The organism is Patulibacter ginsengiterrae (assembly GCF_056269115.1).
This window is the reverse complement of the sequence record NZ_JBWDOG010000002.1, coordinates 211,932-233,953: the sequence shown is the minus strand read 5'-3', so window position 1 is coordinate 233,953 and position 22,022 is coordinate 211,932. Positions and strand designations below refer to the sequence as shown.

Genomic DNA, 22,022 nt, shown 5'->3' with positions numbered 1-22,022 from the left:
ACGCACTTCGCGTCCGCGCACCCCCGACCGTACGTCACGGGCTCATGTGCGTGCGCCGGATCCCGTAGCGGCCGAGCAGACCGACCGCGCGATCGTGGCGAGCGGCGACCCTCGCGACCAGGCCGGCCAGATCCGGAGCGATCGTCGCCTGCTCGCTCCGCAGGCACCGCAGCTCGACGATCGCCGCCAGGTCGTCGGCAGCCAACGCCAGCTGGTCGAGCGCCTCGAGGAGGTGGGTCCGGCGCCCGCGACGGAGGGCCGGAAGCGGTACGGCAACGATCTCCGAGCAGCACGCGCGGACGGCGACGACCTCGGTGGCGATCATCACCGCCTGGTCCGCGTCCCGTCCTGCCACCGGCGCCGCAAGCGACGCGAGTCGTCGCGAACGCTCCAAGAGGTCGCTGGCGGTCCAGTTCGGATCCACCGCCAGCGAGCGCGACATGAGCTGACGCTAGAAGCGCCGCCGGACGGAACCGCTCAAGGTGCAGCGAGAACCCGCAGCTCGTCGTCCTCCGCGACGACGAGGTCACCGTGGTGGAGCTGCCGCCCGCGGCGCTCCTCGGGCTCGCCGTTGACCGTCACCAGACCGGCCGCGAGCATTGCCTTCGCCTCGCCGCCCGAATCGACGGTCCCCGCCAGCTTCAGCAGTTGGCCCAGGCGGATCATGTCCCCGCGGATGCTGATGTCGCGCACCTCCTCATCGTGGCAGGTACGAGCGTCGAAGACCCATCGGTCCGGTTTAAGGTCGATTAACCGCTGTCTGGCAGCGTGAGTCCCGTCGCCCGTCCCGCCCCCCAAACGCCAGCTGCCCGACCGTCCGGTCCGGCTTCGCGGTTCGACGCGCTCGACGGCCTTCGCGGCGCAGCAGCCGTCGGCATCGTCGTCCTGCACGTCTGGATGTTCATGCGGGGCGACTCCGGCCATCCCGACCGAACGCCGTTGGACGCGCTGCTCAGTCAGCTGCGGCTCGGCATGCCCCTGTTCTTCGTGCTGTCGGGGTTCCTGATCTTCCGCCCGTTCGCGGCGGCGGCGCTCGAGCGGCGCTCGGCTCCGGACCCGGCGACCTACCTCGTGCGGCGGGCCGCCCGGATCGTGCCCGCCTACTGGTTCGTGATCCTCGCGACCGCGATCGTGCTGGTCTGGGTCGGCCACGGTCAGGCCGAGCCGCTGGCGCACCTTCCCCTGTTCCTGCTCTTCCTGCAGAACTACGTTCCGGAGACGCTCGGCCGGCTGAACCCGCCGACCTGGACCATCGTCGTCGAGGTCTCGTTCTACCTCCTCGTGCCGCTGATCGCCGCGCTGGCCGCGATCGCGACCACCCGGCTGGAGCGTCTGGCGCAGCGGCGGATGCTGCTGACCGGGCTCTGCGTCGCCCTGATCCTGATCGGCACCGCGGTCCTCGGCGCGTCCTCCTTCTCGGGCTGGGGGCGCGAGGTGACCGACACCCTGCCGGCACGGATGGCGTCGTTCGGGGCCGGGATGCTCGTCGCGGTGCTCACGCACGGTCGTTCCGCCGGCCGCGGCGTGGCGACCGGGCTGACGCTCGCCGGGATCGCCCTCGTCGTGCTCGAGGGGAGCGCCCGCAGCATGGGCCTCGGACCGCTGACGGCCCGCCAACTGCTCGTCGACACCCCGGCCAGCCTCGGCTTCGGCCTGATCGTCGCGGGCCTGGTGCTCGGGCGGGTACCGGGGGCCTCGATCCTCTCGCGGGGACCGCTGCACTGGTACGGCACGCACTCCTACGGGCTCTACCTCTGGCACTTCCCGGTGATCTTCGTGCTGCGGTCGCTCGACCGCTGGCCGTCGACCTTGGCGGGAGCGCTGCTCGTCACGATGACGATCAGCACCCTCCTGGCCGTCGCCACCTGGCACCTGCTGGAGCGTCCCGCGATCGACTGGGCGCGTCGCCGGATGCCGTCTCGGGGTCCGCGACGCCCGGCCCTCGCCACCGGCGACTGACCGGGTCGCGGCCGGCGACGCTCCGAGCCGGCAATCGGCTGGGGACCGCCGCGAGCGACGTTCCGAGCATCCTCAGCGGACGACGGCGTCCGCGCTCGACCGGGTCCCGGGCACGGCGCCCGGGACCTCTCGGTCGCTCAGCGGCCGCCGGCCACGGCCGGCAGGATCTGCAGCTCCTGGCGGTCGGAGACCGGGGTCGAGAGCCCGTCGCCGAAGCGGATGTCGTCGCCGTCGAGGTAGACGTTGACGAACCGGCGGAGATCGCCGTTGCCGTCCGTCAGGCTGGAGCGCAGCTCGGGGTGGACCTCGAACAGGCTCTCCAGGACGGTGCCGACCGTCGTGCCCTCGGACTGGACCTTGCCCTGTCCGCCGGTCGCGTCACGCAGCTGCGTCGGAATCTTGATCGTCACCGTGGCCATCAGACCGTCACCTCCGTGCGGAGCTCCGCATCGCGTTCGAACTGCTCGAAGTTCGCGTCGATCTCGTGGCACGCGAAGGTGCCGCGGACCGCGTCGAGGGTCTTCAGGCCCTCACCGGTGATCACGATCACCACGCGCTCGTCGGCCCCGATCCGGCCGGACTCGGCGAGCTTCTGCAGCGTTGCGGTCGTGACCCCGCCGGCGGTCTCCGTGAAGATCCCGGTCGTCTCGGCCAGCAGCCGGATCCCGGCGCGGATCTCGTCGTCGGTGACCTCGTCGATCGTGCCGTTCGTCTGGCGTGCCAGCTCGATCGCGTAGGGGCCGTCGGCCGGGTTGCCGATCGCCAGCGACTTGGCGATCGTGTCCGGGCGGACCGGCCGGCAGACGTCGTGCCCGGCCGCGAACGCGGAGGCGACCGGGTTGCAGCCGGCGGCCTGGGCGCCGCTCATGGTCGGTACCCGGCTGCCCTCGCTCAGCAGCCCGAGGTCGAGCCACTCCTGGAAGCCCTTGCCGATCTTGGTGAAGAGCGAGCCGGAGGCGATCGGAGCGACGATCCGGTCCGGGCTCTGCCAGCCCAGCTGCTCGGCGATCTCGTACGCCAGGGTCTTGGAGCCCTCGGCGTAGTACGGCCGCATGTTGACGTTGACGAACGCCCAGTCGGGCCGCTCGCCGGCGATCTCGGTACAGAGCCGGTTGACGTCGTCGTAGTTGCCGCGAACCGTCACCACCCGGGCGCCGTAGATCCCGGTCGCCAGGATCTTCTGCTCCTCGAGATCGGCGGGGATGAAGACGTAGACGGGCATCCCCAGCGCGGCGCCGGCGGCGGCGACGGCGTTGGCGAGGTTGCCGGTCGAGGCGCAGGCCAGGGTCGTGAAGCCGAGCTCCTTGGCGCGAGCGGCCGCGACGGCGACGACCCGGTCCTTGAACGAGTGCGTCGGGTTCGCCGCGTCGTTCTTGACCCAGACCTCGCGCAGGCCGAGGCGCTCGGCGAGGCGGTCGGCGCGGACCAGCGGCGTGCTGCCGGCCGGCAGGCCGGCGAGGCCCGCGGTCTCGCCGGGACCCGATGGGGCGAGCGTCGGAACACGCTCGACCGGCAGGAAGTCGGCGTAGCGCCAGATGCTCGCCGGGCCGGCCTGGATCCGCCGGCGGATCGACGCGGCGAGGCCCTCGTCACCGTCGGCCGCGAGGTCGGCGTACTTGACCTCCAGGGGCCCGAAGCACTTCGCGCAGACGAACTGCGCTTCGAGGGGGTACGTGCTGCCGCATTCGCGGCAGGCGAGCGATGTTGCTGCCATGAGCTGTCTGTCTCCGGAGTCGGTCCTTCGCCGAAAAGGTGTGGCGAAGGTCCGGTACAGGTCCAGCCACACATCTCTCTGGAATTGGCACCTCTTCGCGTCGGCGTGATTCGCGATGGTTGCCGGGGGTTCAACGGGCCAGTCCCTCCCCCCCTCTGGATGTGTTGATCGATGTCCGCTCCTGAGACTAGCAAGCCGACGACCGAAATACTTCCGCTTTGCCGGGAATTCGCCCGGGCGCGTCGCCCCCGGCCGGGTGGCCCCCGCGAGCGCGGCGAGCGGGCGTCCGACGACGCGGCTCCCACGCCGCTGCCCGACCGGGCCCCGAGTACACTTGGGTGCATCGTGCCGACCGCCCTCGACGATCCCCTCAGTCCGGATGCCGACGTTTCCCCGTCCGCGATTCGGGTTCGGTACCCGGCCGGCTGAAGCCACCCCAGTCGGGCAGGAAGAGCCCGACGTCCCCCAGATCGAGATCGTCGAGGCCCACGGCCTCCGATGGGTCAACGTCCAGCGTCCCGGGCGGCTCGAGTTCGCCTGGTTGCGGGAGCAGTTCGACTTCCACGCGCTCGACTACGAGGACGTCTCCTCGCGCAACCAGCGCCCGAAGGTCGACGTCTACGACGACTACCTGTTCGTCGTCCTGCACTTCCCCGACTACGACAAGACGATCGGCCGCCTCAACGCCGCCGAGCTCGACGTCTTCGTCGGCCCCGACTACGTCCTCACGATCCCCAACCGCCCGCTGCGGACGATCGACTACCTCTTCAGCCGGGTCGAGCAGCGCGAGGACGAGCGCGAGAAGCTCTTCTCGAAGGGCGCCGGCTACCTCCTCTACCGGATCATCGACGAGTGCGTCGACGCCTCGTTCCCGATGCTGCGCAAGATCGGCAACAAGCTCGAGCAGCTCGAGGAGGACATCTTCGAGGGGCGTTCGAAGGAGATCGTCCGCGACATCTCCAACGCCAAGCAGGAGATCATCAACTTCCGCAAGATCGTCCGCCCGCAGCGGGTGGCGCTGAAGGACCTCAACGCCGCTCGGCGCTACCTCGCCGAGGACGAGGACCTCTACTTCGACGACATCAACGACGCGTCGGAGCGGATCTGGGACATGCTGGAGAACTTCAAGGAGGTGAGCGAGGCGCTCGAGAGCTCGAACGAGTCGGTCCTCGCCCACCAGCAGTCCGGGGCCCTGAACGTCCTCACCGCGATCAGCGTGATCGTCCTGCCGCTGACGCTGCTGGCGTCGATCTGGGGCATGAACGTCCACGTGCCCGGCCAGGACAACGCGGTCTGGTTCTTCGGCCTCGTCGGCGCGATGGTGACGCTGCTCGGCGCGATGGTCTGGTGGTTCCGCCGCAACGACCTGCTGTAGTCGGCCGGCCCGGTCCCCGGCCCACCCGTCCTCGGGTGCCGCTACTCGCGGCGGGCGAGCACCACGCAGCGGGTCGTGCCCGAGCCCTCGATCCGCTCCAGGATCAGCTGCTCCTGGTGCGCGATCGCGGCCAGCGTCTCGAGGTCGACCGCCGTACCCCGCCAGAGCGGGTGGGCGCTGACGTACTCGGGCAGGCTGCTCTCGCCCGGGAGCAGCGGGGCGGGCGTCCCGGATCGGACGTCGAAGACCGCGGTCGCGTCGGGCCGAAGGACGCGGCCGAGCTCGCGCAGCACGTCGCCGATCAGGCCGACGGTCGGCAGGTGCGGCAGCAGCCCGAGCAGGAGCACCGCGTCGGCGGTCCCGTCGGCGACTGGACGCAGCGCGCCGGCGTGGGCCGGGTGCCAGGTCACGTTCTCCAGCGACGCGTGCCGTTCGCGGCCCGCAGCGAGCATGCTCGGAGCGATGTCGCAGGCGATCACCGCGTCGGCCCGGTGAGCGAGCGCACCGGTGACCCGACCGGCGCCACAGCCGACGTCGACCGCGACCCGGGCTCCCTCCAGGCTGAAGCCGACCAGATCCTCGAGCGCGTCGAGCAGGTCCTCGCCAGACGCCACGAACGAGAACTCGTCGACGGGCGGCGCGCCCGGCACGGAGTAGCGCAGCGGATCCTCGCGACCGCGGGCGTCCCAGAAGCGGGCGATCCGTTCGAGGGCGGGGTCGTCGAGCGGCGGCACGACCGGCGATGCTACTTCCCTTCACCGGTGCGTAACGTGAAGGCCCCGATGGTGTCCTCAAGCTTCGTGCCCGCCCCCGCGCCCTCCCCCGACGCCTCGGCCCTGACCTCGACCGAGCGTCGACGGCTGGCGGTCATCGTCAATCCGAACGCGACGACGACCTCGGCCCGGCTCCGGAGCCTCGTCGTCCACGCGCTCTCGCACCGCTACGACGTCGAGCCCGTCGACACCGAGGGACCGATGCACGCGGTCGCCCTCGCCCGCGAGGCGGCCGCGACCGGCGTCGACGCGGTCGTGACCCTCGGCGGCGACGGCACCGTCAACGAGGCGGTCAACGGACTCGTCGGCACCGGTGTCCCGCTGATCGCCCTCCCGGGCGGCGCGACCAACGTCTTCCATCGCCTGATCGGCATGCCGCGCGACATCGTCGACGCGACCGAGCACGTGCTGACGCTGGCCGACCGCTGGCTGCCGCGCGCGGTCGACCTCGGCCGGATCGGCGACCGGCGCTTCACCTTCGCCGCCGGAGTCGGGCTCGACGCGAGCGTGGTCGAGCGGGTCGACCGGCGCCCGCGGCTGAAGGCGCGGTTCGGTCCCTGGTACTACTCGACCGCGGCCGTCAGCACCTTCCTCAGCCACTACGTCGTCCGGCCCCCGCAGCTGACCCTCGAGCTCGCGGACGGCCGCGAGCTGCACGGAGCCACGGCTGTCTTCCAGAACGCGGCCGAGTTCACCTACTTCGCCAGCAGCCCGGTCCGCCTGCTCCAGGGCGAGGACCTGAGCTCCGGCCACGTCAGCGGTGCCGTGCTGCGCCACACGCGTCCGACGATCATGCCCGGGATCGCGGTCCGGGCGTTGGTGACCGGACTCGACATCGGGGGCCATCGCGCGGTCGACGGCGCCCCCGCGATCACCTCCGCGACCCTGCGCAGCGCCGACGAGCGGCCGCTGCCGGTCCAGGTCGACGGCGACTACATCGGCCCGATCCACGAGGCCACGATCGGCGTCGACCCCGGCGGCCTCCGCGTCGTCGCCTGATCTAGCAGGACCAGCCGCGGCGGTTTGCTGCTCCGCAGAAGCCCGACCGCATCACGAGACGGTGTTTGTCCCGGCCGTATGGAGCCGACCACGTCGTCGATGGGGTCGGTTGCATACGGCTCAGGAAGAACAGCCGTCGAAATGCCCGCGGTTGCGTCTGAGGTGGTCGTAGGCCGAGCAGGTCGGCAAGGACCGAAGCCCGCCCACCCGAGAGCTGGCCGCCAGGCCTGCCGAGGCCCACGCGGACCGAGATGCGACGGCATACGGCCGCCTCAGACGTGACCGCCTAGCTGGAGGGCGTGATCCGGAAGGCGTCGAAGACCGAGTCGATGTTGCGCAGGCGGTTGATCGTCGTGCGCAGCGCCTTGGTGTCCCCGACCTCGACGACGAACCGGTTGCGGACCATCGGCGGCGTGGTCGAGCAGACCGCGCTGACGATGTTGACGCCGGCCTCGGCGAAGACCCGGGTGAGGTCCTCCAGCAGCCGGTGCCGGTCGTAGCCGTCGACCTGGATCTCGACCTTGAACGACTGCTGGTGCTGGCCCGCCCAGTCGACCGGCACGAACCGCTCCGGGTCCTTGCGCAGCTGCTGGGCGTTGGGACAGTCGTCGCGGTGGATCGTGATCCCCCGACCGAGCGAGACGTAGCCGACGATCGGATCGCCGGGCACGGGACGGCAGCACTTGGCCATCCGCAGCATCACGTCGCCGACCCCGTCGACGGTCACGCCGTAGCTCTTGGCCGTCCCGGTCGGCTGACGACGGACGACGTCGGGCCGCAGCAGCGCCTCGACCGGCCCTGCCGGCTCGTCGTCGGCAGCCTCGCCCTCCTTGAGGTGCTTGAGGACCTTGTTGACGACGACGTGCGGCGAGACCTTGCCGCCGCCGAGGGCGATGTAGAAGTCGTCGCCCTTCTTGTAGCCCATCTCGCGGATGACGTCGGCCAGCAGCGGCGAACCGACCAGCCGCTGAGCGGGCAGCCCGGCCTTGCGCAGCTGCTCCTGGAGCAGCTCGCGGCCGAGGTGCTCGGAGTCCTCACGGCCGGCAGCCTTGAACCAGGCCTTGATCTTGCTCCGCGCGCGGCTCGTCTGGGCCAGCGTCAGCCAGTCGCGGGACGGCCCGCGCTCGCGGTTGGCGGTCAGGATGTCGACGATGTCGCCCGACCGCAACGTGTAGGTCAGGGGGACGATCTTGCCGTTGACCTTCGCCCCCACGCAGCGGTGGCCGACGTCGGTGTGGACCTCGTAGGCGAAGTCGACCGGGGTCGCCCCGCGCGAGAGCGACTTGACGTCGCCCTTCGGGGTGAAGACGTAGACCTCGTCCTCGAACAGGGCGACCTTGAGGTCGTCCATGAACTCCTGCGGGTCATCGTTGTCCCGCGAGGTGTCGAGCATCGCCCGCAACCAGGTGAACTTGTCCCCGTCGCTCTTGGCGTCCTTGGCCTCGGCCGGGACGGCAGGACCGGTCCCGTTCTTCGACGCGGCCGCCGCGGCGCGCTGCTTGTACATCCAGTGCGCGGCGACGCCGAACTCGGCCGTCCGCTGCATCTCCTGGGTGCGGATCTGGATCTCCAGCGGCTGCCCCTCGGGGCCCACGACCGTCGTGTGCAACGACTGGTACATGTTGGCCTTCGGCATCGCGACGAAGTCCTTGAACCGTCGCGGCAGCGGCTTCCACAGCGAGTGGATGACGCCGATCGCCCCGTAGCAGTCGTTCACCGAGTCGACGACGACACGCATCGCGGTCAGGTCGTAGATCTCGTTGAACTCGCGACCCTTGCGGGTCATCTTCTGGTAGATCGAGTAGAAGTGCTTCGCCCGGCCGGAGATCTCGGCCTCGATCCCGACGCCCTCCAGCTCCCGCCGCAGGTACTCGCCGGCCTTGGCGACGTAGGTCTCACGCTCGCCGCGCTGCTGATTGACCAGGCCCTTGATCTCCTGGTACTTGCGCGGATGGAGGGTCGCGAAGGCGAGGTCCTCCAACTCCCACTTGATCGCGTGGATACCGAGGCGGTGGGCGATCGGCGCGTAGACCTCGAGGGTCTCCTTGGCGATCTCGAGCTGCTTCGGCCGCTTGTGCGCCGCGAGCGTGCGGGCGTTGTGCAGCCGGTCGGCGAGCTTGATCAGGATGACGCGGACGTCCGCCGCCATCGCCACGACCATCTTGCGGTAGTTCTCCGCCTGCGCCTCGTCGCGGCTGGTGAACTGGATCCCGTCGAGCTTGGTGACCCCGTCGACGAGCAGGGCGACCGTGTCGCCGTAGCGACTGCGAATCTCGTCGAGCTCGGCCGCGGTGTCCTCGACCGTGTCGTGGAGCAGAGCCGCCACGACCGCCTCGGTGTCGAGGTGCATCCCGGCGCAGATCTTCGCGACCTCGACCGGGTGGGCGATGAACGGCTCGCCCGACTTGCGGCGCTGCTCGCGGTGGTGCAGGCAGGAGAAGCGGAAGGCGTCGTCGACGCGCTCCATGTCGATCGCCGCGCGGTCCTCCTCCGCGTGCTCGGCGACGACGGCGTGGAGGTCAGCCCGCAGCGAGAGCTCGTCGGCCGTCAGGACCTCGCCGGCGCGGTGGGTCGCATCGTCCTTCAGCGGCGGGTCACCGTCGCCATGCGTCGGCACGTGATGGCCCGCGGCGAGGTCGGCCGCGGTCAGCCCGAGCCGCTCGCGTGAGCGCTCGTCGGTGACGGGGACGCGCTCGACCGGGTCGACCGGGGCCGGCCCCTCCGGCAGCGTCACCGCGCCGGTGCCCGAATCGCTGCCGGATCGGCTCCGTTCAACCACCGTGTCCGCTCCTCGCCACGCGCGACCCAGGCGACGTGGGTCGCTCCGTCGGCCAACGGACGGACCGGGCCGTCGGCAACTGCGGCGATCCGCTCGGCCCGGTCGACGACGACCGCACCCGATTCCTCGAGGACCCGTAGCACGAGTCCGAGCCACCACCCGCAGTGCTCCGCAGCGCAGAGCGCGGCGACAGCCGTCGGGCCCTCGTCCCGGAGTCGGCGGTAGAGCGGTGCCGCTCCCGCCCGAAGATCGTGTTCTCGGTGCAACGCATCCACGGTAAATCGTAGCTCAGCCTCGCCCCAGGCCCGCCAGCGTCGTACCCCGTCGAGCGCGTCGACGGCGATCAGCTGCGCCGGGTCGCTCGGAGGATCGAGCGCGATCAGGTGCGCGGTGCCGTCCAGCGAGCGGGGTGCGCGCGCCAGGCTCCACCAGTCGGTCAGGGCGAACCCGCCGAGCAGGTGCCCCAGCGCCGACGCCCGCCGGGCCGCGTCCGAGCAGACAACGGTGACCGGCTCGCCGGTGCCGACGAGGGCGGCGATCGCCGCCGCCGGGCCGGCCGACGAGCGGTCCTCGAAGCGCGACGCCCAGTCGGCGGCCAGGGCCAGATCCGCGGCCAGCGGGAGCGGATGCTCGGCCTCGAGCACCGCCAGCGCCGCGTCCGCGGGGTCGCCGTCGAGGCGATCGACGAGGCCGGGCGTGGGCAGCTCGAGCTCGCGGACCCGCAGCCGCGGCGTCACCGAGCCGCGGAAGGAGTGGCGCTCCAGGGCGTAGGTCCCGACCAGCGGCGGATCGTGCCGGGCCGGGTCGGTCGGCAGCCGGCTGCGCCCGAACGCGACCGCCGCGACCCGCGCGCTCCCGGAGCGGAGCGTGAACGCCAGGTGCGCGCCAGCGGCACCCAGCGGGCGCAGCCCTTCGACGCGTCCCGACGGAACGAGCAGCACCGGCTCAGGATTCGCCTCGCCGAACGGTCCGAGCGTGGCCAGCTCGACGGCGAGGTCCATCCCGAGCTGCGCGCCGCCGACCACCGCGTCGACCCGCTCGACCGGCCGCAGGGCCTCGGCGTCGAGATGGCTCGCCGCGTAGGTCCGCAGCGCCGCCCGGAAGGCCTCGACCCGCACCGGCTCGATCGCGAGCCCCGCCGCTGCCCGGTGCCCGCCGTGACGGAGCAGATGCTCGGAGCAGGCGTCGAGGCCGGCGAGCAGGTCGAACCCGGGGACCGAGCGGGCCGAGCCGGTCAGCTCCTCCCCGTTGCGGCCGAGCAGGACCGCCGGACGGCCGAAGCGATCGACGACGCGCGACGCGACGATCCCGACCACGCCGGGGTGCCAGTCCTCGCCGACGAGCACGTACGCCGCCTGGTCGCCCTGGGCGACCGCCTGGTCCTCCGCCTCCCGCAGGATCCGTCGCTCGATCTCGCGCCGATCGAGGTTCGCCTTGTCGAGCCGGTCCGCGAGCCGGCGCGCCTCGTCCCGGTCCGCGCTCAGCAGCAGCTCGACGCCGACGTCGGCGTGGCCGATCCGGCCCGCGGCGTTGATCCGCGGTGCCAGCCGGAAGCCGACCGCCGTCGCGTCGATGTCGGCCGGGGACGTCGAGGAGACGTCGAGCAGCGCCCGCAGCCCCGGTCGTCGCGAGTCGGAGATCGCGCGCAGTCCCTCCCGCACGATCCAGCGGTTCTCGCCGGTCAACGGCACCACGTCGGCGACGGTGGCCAGCGCGACGATGTCGAGATCGACGTCGGCCCCGGCCGGATCGAGCCCCGCCGCCGCCAGCAGCGCACCGGCGAGCCGCCAGGCGACGCCGGCACCGCAGAGCTGCGGAGCCGGGTAGCGACCGTCGCCAGGGTGCACGATCGACGCGTCGGGCAGCACCCCGTCCGCTCGCGGGCGGTGGTGGTCGGTGATCACCAGCTCGACGCCCAGCTCCCGGGCCAGGGCCGCCTCGTCGACCGCGGTGATCCCGCAGTCGACGGTGACGATCAGGTCGACGCCCTCGGACGCCAGCCGTCGGACCGTGTTCGCCGCGAGGCCGTAGCCGTCGTCCACGCGGTGGGGCAGGAACCAGCCGGCGTCCGCCCCGACCTGGCGGAGCGCCCGGATCAGGGTCGCGGTGGCGCAGACCCCGTCGCAGTCGTAGTCACCGTGGACGATGATCCGCGAGCCCGCTGCCGCGTGGCGGAAGAGCACCGCTGCCGCGTCGGCGAGGCCGTCGAAGGCCTCCAACGGAAAGCGCTCGTCGGCGGCGAGGAACCGTGCTGCCTCGGTCGGATCGCCGAGGCCGCGGCGGACCAGGATCTCCGCGCACACCTGCCCCACGCCGAGCTCCTGTCGCAGGCGGTCGACGGCGCCAGCCGGCGCCGGGGGGATCTCGAACCGGACGTCCACCGACATCAGGCTAGGCCGTGGGGCGGACGACCGTCGCCACCCCACTGCGCCCGGAACCGAGGCTCAGGACTGCTGCGCCTCTTCGCGGCGCTTGCCCACGAAGTACAGCAGCGCGAGCGCCACCAGCGTGCCGGGGATCCCGAGCGCGACGGTCGCGACGGTCGTGTCGTGACGGGTCGGGAACTCGAGCCCGCTGAGCAGGTAGCCGCCCAGCACCCCGCCGAGGGCGGAGGCGGCGAACGCGCCGTTGATCCCGCCGACGAAGTGGTCGGGGACGAACACGGTGAAGTGCCAGATGGCCAGGGAAATGAGGACCCAGGTCAGAATCGCCACGGTCAGATCTCCGTCGTCGTTCGGGGGGCGTGCCGGGGAGCCATCATCGCGGCCTCCCGTGGCGGCGCGAAGACTTCTTCTTGCTGCTGCCGCTGGGCTTCTCGTAGCGCGACTCGACCTCTTCGGGCGACAGGTCGTCGGCCCGGGTGACCGGCTGGTCGGCTTCCGGCTGCTGCTCCGGAGAACGCTTCTTCGCCGGCTTGGCCGCACTCGGCTCACGGGGAGCCGTCAGCGTCGCGCCCGGGGACGTGTCGATCCCGAGCTCCTGGACCATCTCCTGGAACTCCTGCTTGGAGACCGGCTGGTCGGGTCCTTCGGGGCTCGTCACCCGGCGGCCGCTACGACGCGGCCCCTCGGGGTCGATCTCCTTGGCGGTGTTGCCCTCCGGATAGGGCGGCAGGACACCACCGTGCGCCTCCGTCAACCGCTTGCGGCGGGCGCGGAACTTCGGTGCGCGCTCCATCGCGGCCGTCAGCACCGGCGACGCGATGAAGACCGACGAGTAGGCGCCCGAGATCGTGCCGATCAACATCGCGAGCGCGAAGTCCTGCAGCGTCTCGCCGCCGAAGAGCAGCAGCGCCAGGACCGGCAGACCGGTCGAGAACGAGGTCACCAGCGACCGGCCGAGCACCTCGCTCATCGAGCGGTTGACGATCTGGCTGATCGCCGCCGACGGCAGTCGCTTGAGGTTCTCGCGGATACGGTCGAACACGATGATCGTGTCGTAGAGCGAGTAGCCGATGATCGTCAACAGGGCCGCCACCGTCGATGCGGTGACCTCCGCCCCTGTCGCGGCGTAGATGCCGGCCGTGATCAACAGGTCGTGGATCACGGCGATCAGGATCGGGACCGTGAACTGGAGACCGAACCGGAACCAGATCACGAACGCGATCAGGGCGAACGAGGCGAGGATCGCGATGATCGCCATCCGGGCGACCGTCTGACCGAACGTCGGACCGACCGTGTTGCTGTTGAGGTCGGCCTGGCTGACGCCGACCACGCCGAGCGCGCGCCCGACCTCCTGCTCCTTGGCCGTCGACAGCGCCTCGGTCGAGATCTGGAAGGTCACCCGGCCGCTGTCGTTGGCGGCGCCGGACAGCTTGACCTGCTGGATCTTGGCGTCGCCCTCACCGACCGTCTTGAGCGCGTCGCGCACGTCTTCGACCGTCGTACCGGCCTTGGCGTTGGCCTTGATCTGCGTGCCCGACTCGAAGTCGATGCCGAAGTTCAGGCCCTTGCCGCCGATCGCGATCGCGCCGAGCGCCAGGATCACGCCGGAGGCCGCGAAGAACCAGCGGGAGTAGCCGACGAAGTCGAAGCGGTGCCAGATCGGGTTGCGCTTGCGGGCGCCGAGCGCGGCCGGGTGGGAGATGATCCGCGAGCGGCTGAGCAGGCCGAGGATCGCCCGGGTCATGAGGATCGCCGTGAACATCGAGATGATCACGCCGATGCCGAGGTTGAAGGCGAAGCCCTTGACCCCGGCGGTCGCGACCAGGAAGAGGATGAAGGCGACCAGGAACGTGATGACGTTGCCGTCGATGATCGCGGTCAGGCCCTTGCGGTACCCGTCCTTGATCGCTCGCGGTACGGACCGCCCCTGTTGGAGCTCGTCCTTCACGCGTTCGAAGATGACGACGTTGGCGTCGGCGGCGACGGCGATCGTCAGGATCAGGCCGGCGATGCCCGGCAGCGTCAGGACGATCGGGATCAGCTTCACGATCGCCATGAAGAAGATCGTGTAGACGCCGAGGCCGAGCACGGCGATCACGCCGAGCACGCGGTAGAAGGCGATCAGGAAGAGCGCGACGACGCCGAAGCCGATGATGCCGGCGAGCAGCCCCTGGTCGAGCGCCTCCTGGCCGAGGGTCGCCGAGACCTGCTGCTGGGAGATGATCGTCAGCTTGAGCGGCAGCGAGCCGGACTTCAGGAGGTCGGCGAGGGCCTGAGCGCTCTTGAGCGTGAAGCTGCCGGAGATCTCCGAGCCCGTCGAGCCGCTGATGCCGTCCGGGTTGCGCTCGAAGTCGATCAGCGGCGACGAGATCAGCTGCTGATCGAGGACGATCGCGAAGTGGTTGGAGCAGCGCTGGATCCGCTGCTGGCGCGGCTCGCCCTGCTGGAAGAGGCAGTTGTCGGCGCCGCGCTTGGCGATCGCCTTCGTCGTGTCCTGCCAGCGCTGCTTGCCCTTCGAGGTGAAGGAGAAGACGACGCTCGGCTCCTTGCGGAGGCCGCCCGACGTGAAGCTCTGCCCCGGGTCCTTGATGTCATCGCCGAGCAGCGAGGGCCGGTCGCGGATCAGGAACCACTTGTCGCCGGCGGGGATGATCTCCCCGGCCTGGTTGGTGCCGTCGGCCGCCTTGATGACGCGGTAGCCCTCGGGGACCTTGACGAACTTGTAGCCCTTGAGCGGCTCCTTGTTCGCGCCGAAGTACTTCGTGAAGCGCTTGTCGTCCTTGATGCTCTGGAGATCGCTCTCCGGACCGGTGACGACCTTCTTGGTCTTCTCGTTGACCAGGTACCACTGCGTGCCGGCGACCGGCGGAAGCTGCCCGGGCCCGTTGTTCGTGATCGGATCGAGCTTGGCGCCCCGCATGACCGCGTCGAACTGCGAGATCGCGACCGGGTTGGTCCGCTCGCCGGCGGACGAGCCGCCGGTGATGCTCGGGTCCGCGGCGTTGGTCTCGCCGTTCGGGCCGACGACGTTCGGCTCCCAGTCGTAGAAGACGAGCTGGGCCGTGGTGCCGACGCGGCGTCGGGCTTCCTCGGGGTTGTCGATCGAGGGCAGCGAGACGTCGATCTGGTCCTGGCCGGACCGCTGGATCTCGGCCTCGCCGACGCCGTACTGGTTGATCCGGTCCTGCATGACGTCGATCGTCCGCTGGATCGAGTCCTCGGTCAGACTCTCGCCCTTGGTCGGACTGACCTGGTAGATCAGCTGTACACCGCCCTGCAGATCCAAGCCGAGCTTGGTCGGCTTGGTGAAGAGGACGACTCCCGAGGCGGCCACGAGGACGGCGACGAAAAGCAGGACGAGGAGATTGCGGCGACGATCGGTCATGGCGCGACCGCAAGCGTACCCGTCGATCGGACGGACCGAGCCGCGGCCTCCCCAACCCGCGACTCATAACACCCCGTGAACGGGAGCCGCGGCAGGTTCTCGTGGGTCGATCGGTGTGTTCAGACGGTGGGTTCTGCGAGCCCGAGGTGCTCGTAGGCCAAGGGGGTGGCCATTCGTCCACGGGGGGTCCGCTGGAGCAATCCCTGCTGGAGCAGATAGGGCTCGTAGACGTCCTCGATCGTGTCGGCCTCCTCCCCGACGGCGGCCGAGAGCGTGGCCAGCCCGACCGGACCGCCGGCGAACATCGAGCAGATCGCGCGCAGGATCTCGCGGTCGAGCCGGTCGAGCCCGAGCGCGTCGACGCCGAGCAGGTCGAGGGCGACCGCGGCCGCCTCGCCGGTGACCGTGCCCCCCGCGCGGACCTCGACGTAGTCGCGCACCCGCCGCAGCAGCCGGTTGGCCACACGCGGGGTCCCGCGAGCGCGCATGCCGATCATCCGCGCGCCGGCATCGTCGACGTCGAGGCCGAGCAGCCCCGCCGACCGTTGGACGATCGAGACCAGATCCGGCAGCAGGTACGGCTCGAGCCGGTGCTGGAGGCCGAAGCGATCGCGCAGCGGACGGGACAGCAGCCCGGCCCGGGTGGTCGCGCCGACCAGCGTGAACGGCGGAAGGTCGAGGGTGACGACCCGCGCGCCGACGCCCTGGCCGATGGTGACGGGCAGCTGGCGGTCCTCCATCGCCGGGTAGAGGGTCTCCTCCAGTGCCCGCGGCAGCCGGTGCAGCTCGTCGACGAAGAACACGCTGCCGGGCTCCAGGGCGGTCAGCAGCGCGGCGACGTCGGCCTTGCGCTCCAGCGACGGCCCGGCGGTGAGCACGAACGGCGCCTCGAGCTCGTCGGCCAGGATCCGGGCCAGCGAGGTCTTGCCGAGCCCCGGAGGGCCGGCCAGCAGCACGTGGTCGAGCGCGTCCCCCCGCCCCCGCGCCGCATCGATCGCGATCCGCAGCTGGTCGCGGACGTGCGCCTGGCCCACGAACTCGTCGAGCGTCCGCGGGCGCAGCGAGAGGTCCTCGGCCTCCTCGCCGGGCAGCGTCTCGCGTACGGGCAGCCGCTCGTCGCCGGGATCGGCGCCGGCGTCGTGGGGAGTCCGGATGCCCTCGCCGAACGGTCGGCCGAGCGGATCGGGGACGCTGTCGCTCATCGCCGCGACCGCTTCAGCGCGTCGGCGATCAGCTCCGCCGCGGAGACGCCCTCGGCGACCGTGAGCAGCTGGTCGACCTCGGCCGGGGCGAAGCCGAGGCCGAGCAGGCCGTCGCGCGCCTCGTCGGCTGCGGTGACGGTCACGGCCGCGCGGGCGGCGGCCCCCGGCCGGGTCGGGTCGCCGGGGCTCAGCGAACCACCGGCGAGCTTGTCCTTCAGCTCGACGACGATCCGCTCGGCGCTGCGCTTGCCGATCCCGGGCACCTGCTGGAGGCGCTTGACGTCGCCGCCGGCGATGCTGGTGGCCAGCTCCTCCGGTCGCCCGGACGTGAGCACGGCGAGCGCGAGCTTCGGGCCGACGGCCTGGACCCCGAGCAGCAGGTGGAAGAGATCGCGCTCGGCCTCGCTGCCGAACCCGTAGAGGGTCATCGCGTCCTCGCGGACGACGAGATGGCAGAGCAGCTCGACCTCGCCCCCGGGCGCGGGCAGCGCCGAGAGCGTGGTGCCCGAGCAGCCCACCTGGTAGCCGACACCGCCGGCCGTGAGCAGGACGACGCTGTCGGCCCGGCGTTCGTGGACGGTGCCGCGGAGGAGCGCGATCACGCGGACAGCGCCGTACGCAGGGGCGCGTGGTTGGCGTGGCAGATCGCCGCCGCCAACGCATCCGCGGCGTGATCGGGACGCGGCGGCGCGTCGAGCCGGAGCAGCATCTGGACCATCCGCTGGACCTGGGCCTTGTCCGCCCCACCGCTGCCGCAGACGGCACCCTTGATCTGCTGCGGGGTGTAGTCGGTGCAGGGCACGCCCCGCTGGGCGGCGGCGAGCAGGACGACGCCGCGGGCCTGGCCGACGACCAGGGCGCTCGAGGTGTTGCGACCGAAGTACAGGGATTCCATGGCCAACGCCTCGGGCTGGTAGTGGTCGAGCAGCTGCCCGACGGTCGTGTGGATGTGGTGCAGACGCCCGGCCAGCTCGTCGCCGGCGAGGGTCGTGATGACGCCGCCGTCGAGCGCTGACATCGCGCCACCCTTGCGGGCGACGACGCCGAAGCCGGTGTTGGCGAGGCCAGGATCGATGCCCAGAACGGTCACCACGCCTTGATTCTCCATGGACCCCCGGACGCCTTCCTACGAACAGCCGTTCGATGCCCGCGACCCAGCGCAACGGGCGATTCGGACTCGCCGGGCGACCTGGGGGCCGACCGACAGGCGATCAGGCTAGCCGAACACCCGTTCGAGGACGTCGTCGTCGACCTCGAAGTTGGCGTGGACCTCGCTGACGTCATCGTTGTCGTCGAGCGTGTCGATCAGCTTGGCGAGCTTCGTCGCCTGCTCCTCGTCCAGCGGGGTCCGGACCTGCGGGCGGAAGACCAGCTCGGCGCGCTCGTACTCGATCCCCGCGGCGTCGAGCGCCTCGCGGACCGCCGTCAGCGACGCAGGCTCGCTGATGATCTCGAAGCTGCCGTCGTCCTCCTCGATGTCCTCGGCGCCGGCCTCGATCGCGACCATCAGCGCGTCCTCGTCGTGCTTCTCGCCGTCGACCAGGATCACGCCCTTCTTGTCGAAGAGGTAGGCGACCGAGCCCGGCTCGCCGAGGCTGCCGCCGGCCTTCGAGAACATGTGCCGCACCTCGGAGCCGGTGCGGTTGCGGTTGTCGGTCAGGGCCTCGACCAGGACCGCGACGCCGCCGGGGCCGTAGCCCTCGTACATCACGGCCTCGAAGTTCGCGGCGTCGGCGCCGGCGCCGGTGCCCTTGTCGATCGCCCGCTGGATGTTGTCCTTGGGCATCGACGCGTCCTTGGCCTTCTGGACGGCCAGGGCCAGCGACGCGTTGCCGACGGGGTCGCCCCCGCCCTCCTTCGCGGCCACGGTGATGTGGCGCGCGAGCTTCGTGAAGAGCTTGCCGCGACGCGAGTCGACGATCGCCTTCTTGTGCTTGATCCCCGCCCATTTGGAGTGCCCGGCCATGCGCGTGAGGGTAGCGCGCCGACGGGCTCCCGCGACCGTCGGTCCCCCTCCGGGGCGCCCTCAGGCGGCGATCGCGTCCGGATGCCGCCGGTACCAGGCGAGGGTCCGGGCGATGCCCTCGTCGAGTCCGACCTGCGGCGCCCAGCCGGTCTCGGTCCGGAGCTTGCTCGAGTCGACGTACTGCCGGTCGATCTCCCCCGAGGGGGTGCCGGTGCCGCGCACGTCCGGCTCCAGCGCGACCCCGCTGACCCGGACGACGGCGTCGATCACCGCGCGGACGCTGTGGGGCTGGTCGCCGCCGGCGTTGAAGGCCTCGCCGCGGGCCCGGAGCGGCTCCGGCGGGGTCGCGGTCGCCCGCTCGGCGTCGGCGTCGAGCTGGTCGCAGATCGCCAGGTAGGCGTCGACCGCGTCCTCGACGTAGAGGAAGTCGCGCTCGGGCGAGCCGTCGGAGCGGATCACCGGAGCCCGCCCGCGCAAGACCGCCGCGATCGCCTCCGGCAGCAGCCGCGAGCGGTTGAGGTCGCCACCACCGTAGATGTTCGCCAGCCGCGTGACCGCGACCGGGACGCCGTAGGTATGCCAGTAGGAACGGGCGATCAGGTCGGTGCAGGCCTTCGAGACGTCGTACGGGTACCGCGCCTGGAGCGCGAAGCCCTCGCGGTAGGGCAGCGTCTCGTGGGCCCCGTAGGCCTTGTCCGAAGCAGCGACGACGACCCGTTGCACGCCCTGCTGACGGCAGGCGTCCATCAGCAGCCAGGTGCCGCGAACGTTGGTCTCGAAGGTCGAGACCGGCGAGCGGTTGGCGGTGCCGACGATCGTCTGGGCGGCGAGGTGGAAGACCGTGTCGCACTCGTACTCGCCGATCGCCCGCTCGACGACGCCGGGATCGATCAGGTCGCCCTGGACGACCGAGCAGCGCTCCTCGAGTCCGTCCAGCCGCAGCATCGAGGCGCGCACGTGGTCCCGTCGGAGGACGGTGACCGCCGCCCCACGGTCGAGCAGCGCCCGCACGAGCCACGCTCCGAGCATGCCGTAGGCCCCGGTGACGAACACCGAGCGCCCCTTCATCGACTCCCCGAAGACCGTCATCGGCGCGGATCCTTCCAGACCCGGGGTCGCCGACCCCGCGTCGTGCTCACGGCGTCTCGACGACGCCCCGACGGGGCCCCGCCCACGGGGCCGCCCCGGACGCCCACAGCTCGTTCAGCCGGCGCGCGTCCTTGTAGGTGTCCATGCAGGCCCAGAAGCCCTCGTGCCGGTGGCTGTGCAGCCGTCCGGTCGCGGCCAGCTGCTCGAGCGGCTCGCGCTCGAGCACGGAGTCCTCGTCGAGGACGGCGAAGACGTCGGGCTCCAGGCGCATGAAGCCGCCGTTGATCCAGTGCGTCGAGCGCGGCTTCTCACGGAACCCCGTGATCGCGTCGTCGTCGGCCAGGTCGACGACGCCGAACGGCAGCTCCGGCCGCACGACGGTGACGGTCGCCGTCCGACCGCTGGCCTGGTGGCCGGCCTCGAGCGCCGCCAGGTCGACGTCGGCGACGCCGTCCGCGTAGGTCAGGTGGAACGGCTCCCCCGCCAGCCGTTCGCGCAACCGCAGGAGCCGGCCGCCGGTCTCGGTGTCGATCCCGGTGTCGACGCAGTGGACCTCGACCCCGGCGGGCCAGGCGATCCCGGCGACCGCCTCGGCGAGCAGCCCGGCCTTGTAGCCGGCCGCGAGCAGGAACCGTCGCTGGCCCTGGGCCGCGTAGAGCGAGACGACGTGCTCGACGATCGGCCGGCCACCGACCTCGACCAGCGGCTTCGGCAGGGTCTGCCCGGCACCGAGTCGGGTGCCACGACCCCCGCAGAGGATCACGACGGGAAGGGGGTCGGAGGTCCGTACGGGCGCCACGGCGGCGGAGTCTACGGTGACGCGACCGCCAGTAGGGCGTGCGTCGGTGGCCCCGCCCGCCGACGAGCGACGGGCCGTCAGGACGCTCGTGGGCGCGGCGAGGAAGCTGCTCCGGCGCCGCGCCCGTCACTCACATCATCCGCTCGCCCGGGCGGACGAACTGGATCTCCGGCACGCAGCAGGCGGGCGAGACCTTGAGCAGGAACCGGACCGACTCGGCGATGTCCGCCGGAGTCATCATCGACGTCGCCTCGATCGACTCCTTGACGAAGTCGGTCATCGGGGTGTCGACGAAGCCGGGGCAGAGCGCGGTGCTCTTGATCCCCTCCGCCGACAGCTCGCGGTGCATCGACTCGGTCCAGTTGACGACGCCGGCCTTGGTCGCCGCGTAGACCGACAGCCAGGCCTCGCCGAACTTGGCGGTGATCGATGCGGTGTTGACCACCAACGCGCCCTTGTGCTCGCGCCCGGCCTCGCGCAGCAGCTCGATCGCCTCGCGGTAGAAGAGGATCGTCGAGCGCAGGTTGACGCCGATCTGCATGTCGAGGAACTTGGTCTGGATGTCGCCGACCGGCGCGCCGATCCCCACGCCGGCGTTGTTGATCAGCACGTCGAGCCGTCCGTACTGCTCGCGGTGCGCGGCGACGACCCGCTTGACCTCGTCCTCCTCCTGGAGCTTGGCGGCGACGGCCAGGACGGTGTAGCCCTCCGCCCGCAGCTCCGCGGCGGCCGCTTCGAGCTTCTCCGGCCGGCGGGCGGCGAGGGTCAGGGCGTAGCCCTCCTCGCCGAGCATCCGGGCGATGGCGAGGCCGATGCCGCTGCTGGCTCCGGTGATGAGGGCGGCGCGTGTGGTCATGTGGTCGTCCGTTCGTGGGTGGTGCGATCTGGGATGGGCGGGTCGGAGGCGGTCAGGACCGCGTGGAGCAGGCTGAGGATCGGGGCGTCGAGCTCGAGCAGCCCGTCGGTCCGGCCGTCGGCGACGGTGATCAGGATCAGCTCGGTCATCGCTCCGACGACGGCCGCGGCCATCGTCTCGTCGAGCGGCCGCAGGCTCGGGTGCTCGACGCGGATCTCGTCGACCAGCCCCCGCAGGGTGTCGGCCGTGCGGCGGTGCATCTCGCGTCGGAGCGCGATCGCGGTCGGCCCGGCGGCCTGGATCTCGAGCGTGAAGCTGCGGGTCGCCGGCGGGGCGTCGGCGAGCACCGCGAGGTAGGCCCGGAGGGCCGAGCGCAACCGCTCCAGCCAGGGCCCGTCGCCGGTCGCTCCGGCCGTCATCCGGCGCAGCAGCTGGAGGCTGCCGGCGCGATAGGAGGTCAGGAAGCAGTCGAGCTTGTCGTCGAAGTGCTCGTAGAACGTCCGCTTCGAGACGCGGGCGTAGGCGACGACGTCGGCGATCGTGGTCGCGGCGTAGCCCTTCTCCGCGACGGCCGCACCGATGCCCCGCAGCAGCCGGCGGCGCTGGTCGGCGCGGCGGTCATCGCCGCCGGGGGCATCGGGCTCGGATCGGGGGGCGTCGGCGGTCATCGGTGCCCCGTCGACCCTACCGACGGCCGGCGAACCGTGGTACTCCGTGGTACCGTCGACACTCGACCCGCCTG

Annotated in this window: 20 protein-coding genes and 1 riboswitch; of the genes, 3 read left to right on the top strand and 17 right to left on the bottom strand. The window is 71.4% G+C overall.

What is annotated here, in order from left to right; translation table 11 throughout:
* Positions 1-34: 34 nt before the first annotated feature.
* Together ACVUH9_RS04510 and ACVUH9_RS04505 are read right to left on the bottom strand one after the other, a co-directional pair.
* Positions 35-442, bottom strand: a complete 408-nt coding sequence (locus ACVUH9_RS04510) for a hypothetical protein (protein WP_475754361.1) — start codon at positions 440-442, stop codon at positions 35-37.
* A 35-nt stretch (positions 443-477) separates the two neighbouring features.
* Complete coding sequence (locus ACVUH9_RS04505) at positions 478-891, bottom strand: RNA-binding S4 domain-containing protein (protein ID WP_475754359.1); 414 nt, start codon at positions 889-891, stop codon at positions 478-480.
* Positions 892-897: 6 nt separating this feature from the next.
* On the opposite strand from ACVUH9_RS04505, the gene ACVUH9_RS04500 reads away from it, so the two are divergent.
* Positions 898-1,959 (top strand): acyltransferase family protein, encoded by a 1,062-nt coding sequence (locus ACVUH9_RS04500; RefSeq protein WP_475754357.1) that lies wholly within the window; start codon positions 898-900, stop codon positions 1,957-1,959.
* A 137-nt stretch (positions 1,960-2,096) separates the two neighbouring features.
* Here the strand turns inward: ACVUH9_RS04500 and ACVUH9_RS04495 are convergent, their stop codons facing one another.
* Positions 2,097-2,378: a ubiquitin-like small modifier protein 1 gene (locus ACVUH9_RS04495; protein WP_475754355.1), complete on the bottom strand. Its 282-nt coding sequence runs from the start codon at positions 2,376-2,378 to the stop codon at positions 2,097-2,099.
* Entirely contained in the window at positions 2,378-3,673 is a 1,296-nt protein-coding gene (gene thrC / locus ACVUH9_RS04490; RefSeq protein WP_475754353.1) for a threonine synthase, read from the bottom strand. Before thrC ends, ACVUH9_RS04495 begins: the two co-directional genes overlap by 1 nt.
* A gap of 67 nt (positions 3,674-3,740) precedes the next feature.
* Positions 3,741-3,839: riboswitch (SAM riboswitch) on the bottom strand.
* Positions 3,840-4,052: 213 nt separating this feature from the next.
* Here thrC and ACVUH9_RS04485 point away from each other — a divergent pair.
* The gene (locus ACVUH9_RS04485; RefSeq protein WP_475754351.1) at positions 4,053-5,048 is read left to right on the top strand and encodes a magnesium transporter CorA family protein; all 996 of its coding nucleotides are present in this window, start codon (positions 4,053-4,055) and stop codon (positions 5,046-5,048) included.
* 41 nt (positions 5,049-5,089) lie between these two features.
* Here ACVUH9_RS04485 and ACVUH9_RS04480 read toward each other — a convergent pair whose 3' ends face one another.
* On the bottom strand, positions 5,090-5,782 hold the full coding sequence (locus ACVUH9_RS04480; RefSeq protein WP_475754349.1) for a class I SAM-dependent methyltransferase: 693 nt from the start codon (positions 5,780-5,782) through the stop codon (positions 5,090-5,092).
* A gap of 48 nt (positions 5,783-5,830) precedes the next feature.
* Between ACVUH9_RS04480 and ACVUH9_RS04475 the strand changes: the two genes are divergently transcribed.
* Entirely contained in the window at positions 5,831-6,820 is a 990-nt protein-coding gene (locus tag ACVUH9_RS04475; RefSeq protein ID WP_475754347.1) for a diacylglycerol/lipid kinase family protein, read from the top strand.
* Positions 6,821-7,106: 286 nt separating this feature from the next.
* Here the strand turns inward: ACVUH9_RS04475 and ACVUH9_RS04470 are convergent, their stop codons facing one another.
* The 12 genes from ACVUH9_RS04470 to ACVUH9_RS04415 all read right to left on the bottom strand — a co-directional run bounded on the left by ACVUH9_RS04470 (position 7,107) and on the right by ACVUH9_RS04415 (position 21,948).
* Positions 7,107-9,599 carry a RelA/SpoT family protein gene (locus tag ACVUH9_RS04470; RefSeq protein ID WP_475754345.1) on the bottom strand — a complete coding sequence of 831 codons (2,493 nt, stop codon included), beginning with the start codon at positions 9,597-9,599 and terminating at the stop codon, positions 7,107-7,109.
* Positions 9,551-11,980, bottom strand: a complete 2,430-nt coding sequence (recJ, locus tag ACVUH9_RS04465; RefSeq protein WP_475754343.1) for a single-stranded-DNA-specific exonuclease RecJ — start codon at positions 11,978-11,980, stop codon at positions 9,551-9,553. The genes ACVUH9_RS04470 and recJ overlap by 49 nt, the downstream gene beginning before the upstream one ends.
* Before the next feature lie 63 nt (positions 11,981-12,043).
* Positions 12,044-12,313: a hypothetical protein gene (locus tag ACVUH9_RS04460; protein WP_475754341.1), complete on the bottom strand. Its 270-nt coding sequence runs from the start codon at positions 12,311-12,313 to the stop codon at positions 12,044-12,046.
* Between the two features lie 43 nt (positions 12,314-12,356).
* On the bottom strand, positions 12,357-15,368 hold the full coding sequence (gene secD, locus ACVUH9_RS04455) for a protein translocase subunit SecD (RefSeq protein WP_475754339.1): 3,012 nt from the start codon (positions 15,366-15,368) through the stop codon (positions 12,357-12,359).
* Between the two features lie 119 nt (positions 15,369-15,487).
* Positions 15,488-16,570 (bottom strand): Holliday junction branch migration DNA helicase RuvB, encoded by a 1,083-nt coding sequence (gene ruvB / locus ACVUH9_RS04450; protein ID WP_475754337.1) that lies wholly within the window; start codon positions 16,568-16,570, stop codon positions 15,488-15,490.
* Positions 16,567-17,172: a Holliday junction branch migration protein RuvA gene (ruvA, locus tag ACVUH9_RS04445; protein ID WP_475754335.1), complete on the bottom strand. Its 606-nt coding sequence runs from the start codon at positions 17,170-17,172 to the stop codon at positions 16,567-16,569. The genes ruvB and ruvA overlap by 4 nt, the downstream gene beginning before the upstream one ends.
* Complete coding sequence (gene ruvC, locus ACVUH9_RS04440; RefSeq protein WP_475754333.1) at positions 17,169-17,663, bottom strand: crossover junction endodeoxyribonuclease RuvC; 495 nt, start codon at positions 17,661-17,663, stop codon at positions 17,169-17,171. The genes ruvA and ruvC overlap by 4 nt, the downstream gene beginning before the upstream one ends.
* Before the next feature lie 123 nt (positions 17,664-17,786).
* Complete coding sequence (locus ACVUH9_RS04435; protein WP_475754331.1) at positions 17,787-18,536, bottom strand: YebC/PmpR family DNA-binding transcriptional regulator; 750 nt, start codon at positions 18,534-18,536, stop codon at positions 17,787-17,789.
* 60 nt (positions 18,537-18,596) lie between these two features.
* Positions 18,597-19,625 (bottom strand): NAD-dependent epimerase/dehydratase family protein, encoded by a 1,029-nt coding sequence (locus tag ACVUH9_RS04430; protein WP_475754329.1) that lies wholly within the window; start codon positions 19,623-19,625, stop codon positions 18,597-18,599.
* Positions 19,626-19,671: 46 nt separating this feature from the next.
* Positions 19,672-20,424: a sugar phosphate nucleotidyltransferase gene (locus ACVUH9_RS04425; protein WP_475754327.1), complete on the bottom strand. Its 753-nt coding sequence runs from the start codon at positions 20,422-20,424 to the stop codon at positions 19,672-19,674.
* Between the two features lie 130 nt (positions 20,425-20,554).
* Positions 20,555-21,280, bottom strand: coding sequence for an SDR family oxidoreductase (locus tag ACVUH9_RS04420; RefSeq protein WP_475754325.1), 726 nt, complete (start codon positions 21,278-21,280; stop codon positions 20,555-20,557).
* The gene (locus tag ACVUH9_RS04415) at positions 21,277-21,948 is read right to left on the bottom strand and encodes a TetR/AcrR family transcriptional regulator (RefSeq protein WP_475754323.1); all 672 of its coding nucleotides are present in this window, start codon (positions 21,946-21,948) and stop codon (positions 21,277-21,279) included. Before ACVUH9_RS04415 ends, ACVUH9_RS04420 begins: the two co-directional genes overlap by 4 nt.
* Positions 21,949-22,022 lie beyond the last annotated feature (74 nt).

Bases quoted from the DNA above. Each gene is read 5' to 3' on its own strand.
- ACVUH9_RS04510 (WP_475754361.1), bottom strand. From the start codon at position 442: ATGTCGCGCTCGCTGGCGGTGGATCCGAACTGGACCGCCAGCGACCTC.
- ACVUH9_RS04475 (WP_475754347.1), top strand. From the start codon at position 5,831: ATGGTGTCCTCAAGCTTCGTGCCCGCCCCCGCGCCCTCCCCCGACGCC.
- ACVUH9_RS04430 (WP_475754329.1), bottom strand. From the start codon at position 19,625: ATGACGGTCTTCGGGGAGTCGATGAAGGGGCGCTCGGTGTTCGTCACC.
- ACVUH9_RS04495 (WP_475754355.1), bottom strand. From the start codon at position 2,378: ATGGCCACGGTGACGATCAAGATTCCGACGCAGCTGCGTGACGCGACC.
- thrC (WP_475754353.1), bottom strand. From the start codon at position 3,673: ATGGCAGCAACATCGCTCGCCTGCCGCGAATGCGGCAGCACGTACCCC.
- ruvB (WP_475754337.1), bottom strand. From the start codon at position 16,570: ATGAGCGACAGCGTCCCCGATCCGCTCGGCCGACCGTTCGGCGAGGGC.
- secD (WP_475754339.1), bottom strand. From the start codon at position 15,368: ATGACCGATCGTCGCCGCAATCTCCTCGTCCTGCTTTTCGTCGCCGTC.
- ACVUH9_RS04415 (WP_475754323.1), bottom strand. From the start codon at position 21,948: ATGACCGCCGACGCCCCCCGATCCGAGCCCGATGCCCCCGGCGGCGAT.
- ACVUH9_RS04500 (WP_475754357.1), top strand. From the start codon at position 898: ATGTTCATGCGGGGCGACTCCGGCCATCCCGACCGAACGCCGTTGGAC.
- ACVUH9_RS04485 (WP_475754351.1), top strand. From the start codon at position 4,053: ATGCCGACGTTTCCCCGTCCGCGATTCGGGTTCGGTACCCGGCCGGCT.
- ACVUH9_RS04435 (WP_475754331.1), bottom strand. From the start codon at position 18,536: ATGGCCGGGCACTCCAAATGGGCGGGGATCAAGCACAAGAAGGCGATC.
- ACVUH9_RS04420 (WP_475754325.1), bottom strand. From the start codon at position 21,280: ATGACCACACGCGCCGCCCTCATCACCGGAGCCAGCAGCGGCATCGGC.